Raw genomic sequence first — 13,835 nt, 5'->3', positions numbered from 1 at the left:
TATATAACTATTGCCTTTGAAAACGCAGTGCATCAATTGATTGAGCTGTAAGAAAGATGCCCAAAAAAATGTAACTGGCAAATAAAATTAAAGCGCTAGTATCAAAAATGCCTTGGATTAATGTGTTGTAATGTTTCAGCAACGATAGATAACCTAAAGCTTCACCTACGGGGCCAGGGACAATTTTGGCGATTAAATCAATCAATAACAATAATAAGATTACTGCAAAGGTAAGAACGGCAGATAAAATTGTGCTGTCTGTTAATGAAGAAATAAACATTCCTACAGATAAAATTGCTGCTGCTAGTAAGATTAATCCAATATGACCCAGTAAGGGAATTGAGGGCGTCATTGGTGGATTTGAGCCGCTGATGGCGATCGCTTCCAACACTAGCATGGGTGCAACCATTGTGATAAAAAATGTTATCACGCCTAATAATTTACCTACAGCTACCGCCCAATTGGTGATTGGTGAGGTGGCTAAAAGTTCTAAAGTACCGCGCTTCCGTTCTTCGGCATAGAGTCCCATCGACAGTATGGGCAGAATAAACAACAATAGCCATCCCATACGATCCAAAAATGCCCGAACAAATTCGTAGGGGACATCTATCGGTGGTACTGGTACTCCCAGTTGTTGCCCTTGTGCATCTATTGCCGCAACTCCTACCAATATGCCATCTGGCCCTAGCAAAATCATCACGAAGAATAACCCGGCGATGAACCAAAATATGCCTGCGATCGCATAAGCTAAGGGCGATACAAAATAACTCTGTAACTCTCGGCGATAAATGGCAATAATATTACTCAGCACTATACCCATTTACGCTGCCTCTCCTTCTTTGTCTGCTGCTAAGTCTACCTCAGGATCGAAATTTTTTTCTTCTGTGGTTAGTTGCAAGAATACGTCTTCTAGGGTGGCGTTAACCCGCCGCAGTTCATGTAAACCAAATCCTGCACGCACTAATGTTGTGGCAATATCGCGTCCTGGTTCTTTTCCCGGTTGCGATATCACCCGCAGGTAAGCGCGATTTGCCTGGGGTTGATGACCTCCGGCTATAGGAATTGATTCTATTAGGCTCACACCCGCGACTTTTTGCAATACCTGTTTCGCTAGGGCGGCTTCTCCTTCTATTTCCAATTCATACCCTGAGCCGCCTGTCAACTGAGTCATCAGATTTTCTGGTGTATTAGTTGCCACCACTTTACCGCGATTGATGATGGCGACGCGGCTACAAGTCATACTCACTTCTGGCAGAATATGTGTGGAAAGAATAATTGTGTGAGTACCAGCGAGGCTTTTGATTAAATTCCGCACCTCAATTATTTGTCGGGGATCGAGTCCGACGGTGGGTTCATCCAAAATGATCGCTGGGGGATCGTGGACGATCGCTTGAGCAATTCCGACACGTTGGCGGTATCCTTTAGAGAGTTTGCGAATAATAGTTCGCCTCTTATCTTCTAAGTTGCAGCGTTCGATGGCGGCTGTCACCTTGTTGGGGCGATCGCCTGCTGAAACTCCCTTAATTTGGGCGACAAAATGCAAAAATCCCTCCACCGTCATGTCTGGATATAACGGCGGTGTTTCGGGTAAATAACCAATCCGTTGGCGCACAGCCAAGGAATTTTCATGGACATCATAACCAGCAATCCGGGCATTTCCATTGGTTGCCGGTAAATAACCAGCCAGAATCCGCATGGTTGTGGTTTTTCCAGCGCCATTGGGGCCCAACAGCCCTAAAATTTCCCCAGGCTCGACGCTAAAGGTGACATCGGTAATCGCTGGGGTAGAGCCGTATATTTTACTCAGATGTTCAACTTCAATCATCCGTATAGTGGCGATCGCAAATTATAGAATACCCAATCATCTTAAATCGCAATATTGAGTATGGGGGACTGGCACAAAGATTGGCTGACAATGGGTAAAGTTCCTGAAAAACCTCTTTAGGGACTTCCAAATAAAAAAACATTCCAAATTTTATTGTGGGATGGGTGTCCTCACTGGTTCCATAGTCGAGTTAACTAAGCAGGTATCCTGAAAGAAACTATTTCTCATTTCTCTTTTGAGCGCACACAAGGGCGAGATTAGCCAGCCACTTGAACGCCGATTTATTCACCAGCTTGCAAATCGTTGGTGCATCTGTTAGTCATATTTCTTAGCAGCTAATCGGTATTGTTTGGGATGAAAATGTGGCGGATTAACTCAAATTTTGCCAAGGAAATTATAAGGTATGAGGTATAGCAATCTGATTTGATTTCTGAATTAATCGTAGGGACTAGGGACTGGGGACTGGGAAGAAGGAATAAAGCTGTACTGAGTTTTTTTCAAAAATCAAATATGAGTCCTATATTATTCGATAATTTTTGTTATAAATTAGCTAGTATTTGGATTTCGTATTTTAAATTAGCCAAATAGTGTTATTTATCTTGATGGTTCGAGCTAAATTTTCACCCCACATATCAGATAACTAAAACATTGACCTCTAGCAAAAGAGACTTTTAGAACTCAACAAAAATCTATCTGTAGATAAGTTACTAAAAATCAAAAACTAGCTTAGGGTATGTACAGCCTCTGCAATGAGTATTGGTTTTTCCAAAAACTTTTCATGCCCCATATTCATTATTCTCAGTTACTACGTTATGGCCTTGTTGTATTAATTGTCGCACTAGCATTAGTGCTAATGTTGATGCTAGACCCTTGGTTAAGCATGAATAATACTCCTTTTCTACTATTTTTTAGCGCTGTAATGTTGAGTGCTTGGTATGGGGGTTTGAAATCAGGGTTGTTAGCAACTTTATTGTCTGCATTACTGAGCAATTACTTCTTTCTACCTCCAGCTTATGAGCTGAGTTTTGATTTATCTAATTCTGTGCGAATTGGGTTATTTGCATTGCAAGGATTGCTCTTTAGTATCTTATGTGAGGCATTAAAAAATGCTAAAACAGGGGCGGATGAAAATCTCCAAAAGCTAAGAGTTAGTGAAGAAAGATTTCGATTAGCGTTAAGTAGTTCAGATATCGTCGTCTTTCAGCAGGATCGCAATTTGCGATATCAGTGGATTCATAATCCTCAAGGTCTAGAAACTGCTGAAGAAATGCTGGGTAAGTCTGATGATGAATTATTTACCGCCTCAGTAGCAGCGCAATTAACGGCAATTAAGCAGAAGGTACTAAAAACTGGTGTTTCAACCCGGGAAGAGATTTATCTGACAATTGGTGAAAAAAATCTTTACTACGATTTGCTGGTTGAACCATTAAGGGATGTAGACAATAGCATTCAGGGTCTTACCTGTGCAGGTGTAAATATTACTGAGCGCAAGCAGGCAGAACTAGAAAAAGCCACGTTGCACCAGGAACTTCAACAAGCTATTGGGCAAAAAGATGAATCTCTGGCTTTACTCAATGCTTGGGTTACTACTTCACCAGTGGCGCTAGCTTTTCTCGATCCTGAACTGCGCTACATTCATGCGAATGAAGCGCTAGCTGCTATTAACGGTGTACCACAAACTCAACATATTGGTCGCACCTTTAGGGAAGTACTACCAGAATGGGCAGCGCAAATTGAGCCTATTTTTCAGCAAGTGATGAAAACTAGGCAGCCCTTACTCAACCAAGAAGTAAGCGGTGAAACTTATCCTCCGGGGGTATATCGTTATGGTCTTGTCAGCTATTATCCGGTGTGTTTGCCGGATGGGCAATTATTAGGAGTAGGCATTAGTTCAATTGATATTACTCAACTCAAACAAACTGAACAAGCATTGCAAGAAAGCGAAGCGAAGTTTCGCAGCGTAGTTGAGTCAAACATGATTGGTATTGGCTTCTGGCATAGAGACGGTAGGATTACAGATGCTAACGATGCCTTGCTGAATATGGTGGGTTATACCCGTGAAGAATTACTTTCTGGAAAACTTAACTGGCAAAACTTGACTCCTACAGAATACCTGCCACTCGATAAGCAAGCACTAGCTCAATTTCAAGACAGCCCCTTTTGCACACCATATCAAAAAGAATATATCCGTAAAGACGGCTCACGCTTGCCGATTTTGGCAGGTGGTAGCCATTTTGAAGGGACTGTAGATCGAGGAGCTTTTTTTGTTCTCGATATTACAGAGCGCAAGCAAGCTGAGGAAAGGCTGCGCTATATCGCCCAAATTAGTAGTGTACTCTCTACTTCGTTAGATTATGAACAAACCTTACAACAAATCGCTAAAATCTCAGTTCCTCAGCTAGCTGATTGGTGTAGCGTTGATATTTTAAATGAAGATGGTTCCATTCGCCGCCTACCCATTGCCCATGCAGACCCATCGAAAGCGGAGTTGGCGCGTAAACTTCAGGAGTATGTGACAGATTACAAGGGTGCAAGTGCAATTACTAGAGTACTGCAAACTGGACAAAGCGAATTGATCTCAGAGGTATCTGACTCGCTATTAGTAGCAACTACTCAGAATCAGGAACACTTAGAACTTGTTCGGCAATTGGGGATGAAGTCTGTAATGATTGTGCCGTTAATCGCAAAAGGGCGGATACTCGGCTGTATTACCTTTATCAACACCCGATCGGATCGTCGCTACGATCGCACTGACCTAACTTTAGCAACAGAGATTACTCATCGTGCTGCCTTAGCAGTGGAAAATGCCCAACTTTATCGAGACATCCACCAAGCTTTAGTCCATTATGCCGAATCTCTATCTCTTCTAGATGCGCTGCTAGAAGCAGCTCCTATTGCTGTATGCTTTTTGGATCGAGAACTGCGATATATCCGCATTAATCAAGTTTTCGCTGACATTAACGGTTTAACTATAGAAGAACATCTAGGATGCAAATTTAGGGAAGTTTTGCCAGCGATGGCGGCTGAGTTAGAGCCACAGTTACAGCGCGTGTTAGATACTGGAGAACCCCTACTGAATATGGAAATCAGTGGTGAGACAAGAGGACAACTAGGACGTTACGGTTACTGGCTCGGCAACTATTACCCAGTTGATAACGCAATGGGTGAAACGGTAGGAATTGGCATTATTTTGGCAGAGGTGACAGCAGCCAAGCAAACAGAAGTTGCTTTGCGAGAAAGCGAAGAAAGGTTTCGGGCAATGTTCAATCAAGCAGCTGTCGGTATTACTCTAGTAGGGTTGGATGGACGATTTCTGCAAGTTAATCCTGCCCTATGCGAAATTACTGGGTATAGCCATGAAGAGTTAATGCAAATGAACTTTCAGGAAATTACCCACCCTGACGACTTAGAAGTTGATTTGGAAAATGCTCGGCGAGTTTTAGCAAAAGAAATTAGTGGATATTCCTTAGAGAAGCGCTACATCCGCAAAGATGGTTCTATCGTTTGGGCAAACTTAACTTCATCAGCAGTTTGGAATGCGAAGGGACAACCAATGTATGCATTAGGAATTATTGAGGATATTAGCCACCGCAAACGAATTGAAGCCACACAAAACTTTTTAGTCGAAGCCAGCACCTTACTAGCTGCCTCATTGGATTATGAAGTAACTTTAGAAAATGTGGCAAATCTAGCAGTTCCAACTTTAGCCGACTTGTGTATTGTAGATGTCTTCCAGGAAGATTGGTCAAGTAAACAAATTGCGATCGCAATTGCCGATTCCACAAAACTAAACATTTTAGACCAAATCCGTCGGCGTTATCGACCCAGAACCAAAGCCAAACAGCTTGTACGGCAGCTACACTTAGGTATATCTGTCTTTTATCCCGAATTATCTGACTCACATCTTTTACAGATGTCTGAAGACAACGAACATCTGCAATTACTGCAAAGTTTGGGTATTCGTTCTCTAATGGTGATTCCAGTTCGTTCCCGCGGGCAATTATTTGGAGCAATCTCTTTTTTTACCGCCGAGTCAGGTAGATACTACCAACAAACAGACTTGGCTTTAGCAGAAGATATCGCTCGGCGGGCGGCGACAGCCATCGACAACGCCAGACTCTACCAGGAAACTCAACGGTCTGTCAATCGCACCATACTTTTACAAAGAATAACTGCTGCCTTCTCAGAAGCCTTAACTCCCCAACAGGTAGCTGATGTAGTGGTAAACCAAGGCATTGCCGCCTTGAAAGCTACTGGTGGTTCCGTTGTCTTACTTACTGAGGCAAATACTACCCTAAATGTTGTGCAAGCAATTGGCTATCCGCAAACGCTGATAAATACTTTGACAACTTTTCCGATTACAGCACCTAACCAAATAGCAGAAACAGTCAGAACTGGGCAGCCGATTTTTTTAGAAAATTTAGCAGCCATGATTGCTAGATATCCCAACTTAGCAGATGTTGTGACTGTTATGGCGAATAATGCCTGGGCTTCCATTCCCTTGGTAGTAGAAGGAAAAGTAATTGGCGCACTGGGATTAAGCTTTACTCCTCTTCAAATATTTAATGAAGAAGACCGGGGATTTATGTTGACACTGGGACAACAGTGTGCGCAAGCGATCGCCCGCGCTCAACTTTACGAAGCTGAAAAGACTGCCAGGGCAGAAGCCGAGACAGCCAACCGGATTAAGGATGAATTTCTCGCTGTGCTTTCCCACGAACTCCGAACTCCCTTGAATCCAATTTTAGGGTGGGCAAAGTTACTCAGAACCCGCAAGTTCGACGAAGCTACTAAAATCCGGGCATTGGAAACAATCGAGCGGAATGCCAAGTTACAAACCCAATTGATTGGAGATTTACTTGATGTTTCCCGGATTTTGCAAGGTAAGGTTAGGTTAAATCTCCATGCAGTGGATTTGAAAATAGCGATCGCATCTGCATTAGAAACGGTGCGTTTAGCAGCAGAAGCCAAATCGATTCAAATTCAAATCATCTTAAGTAATGATATCGGCAAAGTTCTCGGCGATGGCGATCGCTTGCAACAAGTGATCTGGAATCTCCTCTCCAATGCCGTTAAATTCACACCTACGAATGGACTTGTAGAAGTGCGTCTAGAGCAAGTTGGTTTAGATGCCCAAATCCAGGTAATTGATACAGGTAAAGGAATTAACCCAGAATTTTTGCCCTACGTCTTTGATTACTTCCGGCAAGCAGATGCTAAGACAACCAGAGTATTTGGCGGATTGGGATTGGGACTGGCAATTGTGCGTCATCTAGTAGAACTTCACGGTGGCACAGTTCAGGCAGAGAGTCCAGGAGAAGGACAAGGAGCTACCTTCACAGTTAAACTACCTTTGCTCAAAAATTCTCAGTTGCGAGTTAGAAATAGTGAGGCTTCTCAAACAGAACTCAGTACTGACGAGACATTACTGGCTGGAGTACAAATCCTGCTTGTGGACGATCAAGCCGATGTGCGAGAGTTTTTTAGCTTTGTGCTGGAACAATATGGCGCGACAGTGACAGCAGTTGAATCAGCAGATGAAGCGCTGCAAACATTAGTGCAATCCCAGCCAGATATCCTCTTAAGCGATATTGGAATGCCCTTCATGGATGGCTATATGTTGCTGGGCGAAGTGAGAAAATTACCACCAGAGCAAGGCGGACAAATTCCGGCGATCGCTTTGACTGCTTATGCAGGAGAAATTAACTACAACCAAGCAATGGCAGCAGGATTTCAAAAACATCTACCTAAACCCGTCGATCCAGCAGATTTAGCCGCAGCGATCGTTAGTCTCATTGGGCGCACTTCACCTTCAGAGTAAATAAACTCTTCAATTTCTCTTCTTTCCTTTAGAAATTAAATATATATTTTTTATTTTTCTTTAGAAATTTGCCATTTGCAAATTGATGTTATAAATTAATGCTCAGGTTTTAATCAGAGATTTATTTACCAATGAAAACCCAACAGTTCAGTTCAACAACCCTAGAAAATAGACCTACCAAGACGAAAAAACAGTCTTTTCTTGGTAAGAGTATTGGTACTCCCAAAGTATCATTTCGTAAATCCTATAAAATAGTCCAACAACATGAGTTACTTAGTGACTGGGAACACGCGAGTTAATTTAGTAACGTACTTACGATCTAAATTCATGTACTACTCTCGGTATCCAGTCAGACATTAAATGATACCAATTTTCTGTGAAGTTGCACTTAATAACGAGGTGATGATATAATCCCATGCACAAATAGAAGCGTAGTTTACCACCGTAGGTCTTACCCTGAGCCTGTCGAAGGGCATCGCTTTTGCTGAGATGGAACCCTTGAACCTGTTTTAACTTCCGTCTTAATTCATCTTTAGGCCCCTCGTTTATTCACCATCAAATTTTCTTAACACCTTGGTATCAAGAAATGGAAAAGTATTTAGTCACTAAAGAAGAGATTGAGTCTTATGAAGGACTAGAAAAAACACATTTTCTCAACTCCAATGCTCGCAGACTAAATAAGTCTTTAGGGGATTTGACAGGTTTAAAAAATATCGGTTTCCACATCATTGAAGTAGAGCCTGGACGTGAATCAACGGAACTTCATATGCACTATCACGAAGAAGAGTGCGTATACGTTCTCTCAGGAGAAGCTGAGGCAACAATTGGAGAAAGTGTTTATCCAGTTAAAGCAGGAGATTTTATTGGATATCGTGCTGGTGGTAAGCCGCACAAGCTGAAAAACACGGGCAATTCTATATTCAAATGCATAGTAGTTGGTCAAAGGCTAGACCATGATATCGGTGATTATCCAAATTTGCAGAAGCGTATATATAGGAGCAAAGGTTTAAAGTGGAATCTGGTCGATATGGAAAATATAGCTGAACCAGTAGCAGGTAAGAAGGCATAACAGGTAGAATGCATTTCCTCATGATTTCTTTGGCTCTATTGCCATGAGCCAACAATCTGAGTATTCTCCTTCATGCAGTTCATGTGTTGGCAATAGCTTTACTTTCACAAAACCACATTTTTCATAACAGCGAATAGCACGATAATTGTCAACGTGCGGATCTATAACAATTTTCTGAGCTTGACACTGTTCAAAAAGATAGTTGATAAATACTGACAGCATTTTTGTACCAATTCCCTTGTTCCAATAGTCGGTTTCGCCGATGAACAAGTCAATCGCATAGACACGATCGGTTTGGTCGAGATGATACAATTGTCTATCGGTTTCCGATAAGTTATTAAGTGTACAATACTGCAAATAACCAATGGGAATATTTTGATAGTAGAGGAGGCAAGGAATAACCGCCTCATCTCCTCTAACCATCGGTTTGTACGTTTCTATAATTCTTTCTAAAGGGAAAAAATTATCTCTTCCTTCATAAAATTCTAAAACTTTTGCATTAGTTAACCATTTTGCCATCAACTCATAATCATACATTTCATCTTGCATGAGACGAATAAATATTTCGCCTTTTCTAATCAGCATATCTTGTATATAGGAATCCACTTTGATTCGGAGAAATTATTTGCGTAGGGAGGGAATAGGGAATAGGGAATAGGGAATAGGGAAGAAGGAATAAATGTGTACTGAGTTTTTTCACGCAATCAAATACGAGTTCTATAGACAGAATATTTTTTATAGCAGCTACTAATATAAGTTGTCAAAAACATCTATATTCTGACATAAGTTTTGAAAAAAAGAGGAATTTTATCTCTGTTTTCTAAGAATAAAATTCCCCTTAAACCCTTATAAGACCCTTGAGATTAGATAGTTATCCACAGGTGAGATTTATTTAGTTCCCACCAGATACAACAGCTTTATTATGTATCGCAGTGTCTTCAGGCTTTCTCTGCCATTTACCATCATTGCCTGGTTCGTATTCATTTTTTACACTATTCCAAGCAATATCACGCGCACCCTCTTCACTCGAACCATTACTTTCAGCAGCATTAAATGCCGCAATAAAAATCTGTTGTGCGTGTTCAGGCAGTTGTCCTTTGATTTCTTCCGTTAATTCATCTATTTTGTTATAAGGCATGAACTTACTCCGAATTATCTCAACTTGAGTCCATGCTAAAGAACAGGTAATCTAATTTCCTCCTTCTCTAAGTAGAGAAGCAAATAATCATACTTTTGGCTGAGTCAAACAATTTTTAAATCAGCGATGCAATAATGTTAATACTCATAGCTAAAATTGTGGTATTGAAAAAGAAAGATAATATGCCATGTAACAAAGTCAAGCGTCTCATATCGGGTGATGTTGTCTGCACATCTGAAACTTGACTGGTCATGCCGACTACAAATGAATAATATAAAAATTCCCAGTAGTCTGGATAGTCGTTATGAGGAAAATCTAAACCTCTAGTGATTTCTTCACTATGATTACGATTAATATATTTATAATAACTGTGCGCATATTGCACTGCAAACATCGTATGCACTAATAACCAGGAACCGATAATGGTCATAATTGAAAGTACAACGTGTAGGGTAAGCTGAATTATTGACAATCCTTTTTTATCAAGTAAAAACCCAATAGCTAAAACACTCGCACAAGCCGCAGCAATTACCAGCATAAATATAGCCAAATGTCCTTCATATTCACTCTCAGCATAACGGCGAATTTTTTCTGGGTTAGCCTTAATCATTTTCCACCACGTTATCGCTAAGAAAAAGTCAATACCGGAGTTCCAAGCACAGAGAATGCGAGTAGGTAAGTGTAGAGAATGCGGCAGGATTACTGAAACTAATACAGCGAGTCCGACAGCAACAATTAGTCGGGGTCGAGAGTCAAAGTTTTTAAATAAATTCAATTTCACAAATATTGCGATCGCAGAGTTTAACTAATTCGTAATTCATAACTTGTGGTGAAACACTACACCACATTACACAATCGTCATTCCAGATTTTACTAGGGTTTGAATCCACATAAGTAGATGGACAAAAATATTTACAACCATTGCAAACTCAGTGAATCACCCACTACTCTGAGAATGTCTCACTTGCAATGACATTGTGTAATTAATTTTGTCCAACTACTTCTTTATCTTCCCAGTCTTTAATCTCCAGCCCTTAGTTCAATTAAAAATTATTGGAACTTGGCTCTAATCGTCTCTATGCGTTTACGATTAACACCCAAATCGCTTTGACCTAAACGTGAAGCTGAACGCACATGGATAAGATTTGCAGTCCGGTCTAGATAGAATTCTACATCATCGACAAATCCCAGTAAAGCACTTTTAAATTCTGCATATAAATAATCTTTACTTTCAGTAATGATTTTGGTTCTTGGTAAAGACTCAATAATCTGTTTAAGATTAGTAATCGCTTGTTCTGGAGTAGATGTAAAAGTCAGTGGTGCAATTTGATGAGATGCATCTGTACTCTGACTAGAAACGCAATTGGGAGAATTAGGACAGGGTGTTAATTTACCGTTGCTAATACCTAAATTATTTGGTCGTTTGCCAGCAAAAACCATAATTATGTCTCCGGGTGAGTGAATAAATATACTCTCACACATTTGTTTGAATCACTGTAATATTTTGGCGTAATCGCATCTTCTAGCAAATGACAGATTCACTAAAACATCGGTGATGCGATCGCTCTTTATGATTCAATACGCTTGGGTTAGCGCCAAAAACCCAACATTTTCATAACTTTGTTAGGTTGCGCCTTGCTTTACCCAACCTACAATTTTTCATAAAAAAACCTGTATTCTTTGCTCAATAAAGCTTACAGGCTATATTACACCTATACCAAGTTACTTCAGACTAGGCGATACTCAAATTAACTCGGACAATCAAATCGTTGTAATCTCGATCGCCGCCATTAGCCAAATCCTCAAAGCCAAAAGCGTTATTCCCTAATAGGCGAATATGATCTGCTTTGTCAGTGTTAGCACCCAAGAAGGAGAAGTAAACTGCCGGATCGTTATTGGTATTGCTATCAAGAATTGCATCAGTCCCGGCATTAACGATGATAAATGGGACGAAAATAGCACCAGGTTGGAAATTACCTGTGAAAGTTGCTGTACCTTCGTTAGCTACACTCAAATCAATACCAGCGACACGGTGACTAATAGCTGCCTGAGTATAACTCGCCTGTCCAACCAGCACATCTGCTGTACCATCGCCATTGGTATCGATGCCACCATTCTCATCAGTTATCTGATAAAAGCCGACAAAGTTGTTAAAAGCTGCTTCTCTATGAACTACAAATTCGGCTTTCACCAATTGTTTCACATCCCGTAAATCAATTAGTTCAGGTTCATATTTTCCTTGAAGACCAGTACCTAGAGGTGGATTTTGCTCTGTTGCTGCAATCTTGACAACCAAATTCTGGAAGTTGAGAGAGAACCCTGTATCGTCCACATTCGTATCTGAGGAAAAAAGCACCTGAGAAAACGGGGTTTGTCCAGATAGCACCGCCTGAGTAGTGCTGCTACGGATTAAATAAAATCTTAGGTTGCTCTCAGAATTGAATTCCAGTAACCTGCTGAGGTCAGTGGGATTAAAACCATTCGGTAGTTTGGCAAGAGATGAAAGAAGCACTGTTGCCCGTTGCAGAGCTAGTTCGGTGTAATTTGCAGCACCAGGGGCTACGCCATTAATCCTACCTTCTGCATCGTCAACGACAAATACACCCAGTTCATTGACTTCTTCAGAGGTGTTGCTTTTTATCTTGACTGAGAGTTTGGCTTTTTCACCGTTAACTTGATTTCTTATAGTAAAGATATCACCTGTAATTCTTGTAAGTAGGCTGGTTGATTCAGTCTCAGCAGTAATCCCTTGAGCAACGGTAAGTGCAAATACATCACTAATTTCAGCCCCAACCGAATCTTTGGCGGTAACTTTGATGTTCAAGCTACCCAAATTATTATTCGTAGGAGTGCCGCTGAAAGTACGCTTATTAGGATTGAAGCTTAACCAACTAGGTAGTGGATCGCCATTGTCTAAGCTAGCAGTGTAGGTTAGGGTATCTTCAATATCTACATCGCTAAAGGTGTTTTCAGAGATAGTGAAGTTAAAGGTAGTTTCTGCCGTAACTTTTTGGTCAGCGATCGCCTGCTCTACAATTGGTGGATTGTTAGCTTTAGCAATTGTGAGTGCAAATACATCACTAATTTCAGCAAGAGCTGGATCTGTGGCGGTGACTTTAATGTTTAAGCTACCCACATTATCATTCGTAGGAGTGCCGCTGAAGGTAAGCTCGTTAGCATTGAAGCTTAACCAACTAGGTAGTGGATCGCCATTGTCTAAGGTAGCAGTGTAGGTCAGGGTATCTTCAAGATCCACATCGCTAAAAGTGTTTTCAGGAATTGTGAAGTTGAAGGTAGTTTTTGCTGTGGCCTTTTGGTCAGCGATCGCCCGATCTACAATTGGCGCACTATTGAACTTAGCAACTGTCAATACAAACACATCACTAACTTCATCCCCAGAAATATCCTTGACAGTGACTTTGATATTCTGATTACCCAAATTCTCCATCGTTGGAGTACCACTAAAGTTCCGGGTAGCAGAATTAAAAGTTAGCCAACTGGGCAGTGGATCGCCGTTTTCGAGAGTAGCAGTGTAGGTGAGGCTATCGCCAGCATCAATATCAATGAAGGTATTTTCTGGGATCGTAAAATTGAACTGCGTATTTATGAGTACCTTTCGATTAGCGATCGCCTCAACTAACTCTGGTGCATCGTTAACGTTCTTAACAGTAAGTGCAAAATCATCACTGACTTCAACCCCAAAAATATCCCTAGCAGTAACTTTAATGTTGAGGCTACCCACGTTTGCATTTAAGGGAGTGCCATTAAAGGTTTTGGTAGCAGCATTGAAGGTTAACCAACCAGGTAAAAAATCGCCGTTTTCGAGAGTGGCGGTGTAAGTGAGGCTATCGCCAGCATCGACATCAATGAAGGTGTTGTCTGGGATAATGAAGGTGAAAAGTGTGTCTTCTATTGCTTGTTGAGGAGCGATCGCCTGAAATACCTCTGGCGCATCGTTGACGTTGTTAACGGTGAGTACAAA

General features: G+C 41.1%; 9 protein-coding genes. 2 read left to right on the top strand and 7 right to left on the bottom strand.

Annotation, left to right across the window (positions count from 1 at the left end; all coding sequences use genetic code 11):
* Nucleotides 1-7 precede the first annotated feature (7 nt).
* A complete protein-coding gene (locus RMZ95_RS31095) occupies nt 8-820 on the bottom strand; it encodes an ABC transporter permease (RefSeq protein ID WP_322682624.1) in 813 nt (270 codons plus the stop codon).
* The gene (locus tag RMZ95_RS31090; protein ID WP_322682623.1) at nt 821-1,825 is read right to left on the bottom strand and encodes an ABC transporter ATP-binding protein; all 1,005 of its coding nucleotides are present in this window, start codon (nt 1,823-1,825) and stop codon (nt 821-823) included.
* A gap of 778 nt (nt 1,826-2,603) precedes the next feature.
* Between RMZ95_RS31090 and RMZ95_RS31085 the strand changes: the two genes are divergently transcribed.
* Nucleotides 2,604-7,646 (top strand): PAS domain S-box protein, encoded by a 5,043-nt coding sequence (locus RMZ95_RS31085; protein ID WP_322682622.1) that lies wholly within the window; start codon nt 2,604-2,606, stop codon nt 7,644-7,646.
* Between the two features lie 586 nt (nt 7,647-8,232).
* Nucleotides 8,233-8,715 (top strand): cupin domain-containing protein, encoded by a 483-nt coding sequence (locus RMZ95_RS31080; RefSeq protein WP_322682621.1) that lies wholly within the window; start codon nt 8,233-8,235, stop codon nt 8,713-8,715.
* 18 nt (nt 8,716-8,733) lie between these two features.
* Here the strand turns inward: RMZ95_RS31080 and RMZ95_RS31075 are convergent, their stop codons facing one another.
* From RMZ95_RS31075 to RMZ95_RS31055, 5 genes are all read right to left on the bottom strand, one after another.
* The gene (locus RMZ95_RS31075; RefSeq protein ID WP_322682620.1) at nt 8,734-9,300 is read right to left on the bottom strand and encodes a GNAT family N-acetyltransferase; all 567 of its coding nucleotides are present in this window, start codon (nt 9,298-9,300) and stop codon (nt 8,734-8,736) included.
* 307 nt (nt 9,301-9,607) lie between these two features.
* On the bottom strand, nt 9,608-9,853 hold the full coding sequence (locus tag RMZ95_RS31070) for a ChaB family protein (RefSeq protein WP_322682619.1): 246 nt from the start codon (nt 9,851-9,853) through the stop codon (nt 9,608-9,610).
* Between the two features lie 115 nt (nt 9,854-9,968).
* A complete protein-coding gene (locus RMZ95_RS31065; protein ID WP_322682618.1) occupies nt 9,969-10,634 on the bottom strand; it encodes a DUF1345 domain-containing protein in 666 nt (221 codons plus the stop codon).
* A 269-nt stretch (nt 10,635-10,903) separates the two neighbouring features.
* Entirely contained in the window at nt 10,904-11,293 is a 390-nt protein-coding gene (locus RMZ95_RS31060; protein ID WP_322682617.1) for a DUF1499 domain-containing protein, read from the bottom strand.
* A gap of 292 nt (nt 11,294-11,585) precedes the next feature.
* The coding region (locus RMZ95_RS31055) for a putative Ig domain-containing protein (protein ID WP_409884229.1) at nt 11,586-13,835 on the bottom strand (2,250 nt) is incomplete at its 5' end.

It is taken from the genome of Nostoc sp. DedQUE07 (assembly GCF_034530975.2).
Taxonomy (GTDB): Bacteria; Cyanobacteriota; Cyanobacteriia; order Cyanobacteriales; family Nostocaceae; genus Nostoc.
The sequence above is the reverse complement of the archived record's forward strand: the minus strand, read 5'-3'. Positions and strand labels throughout refer to the sequence as shown.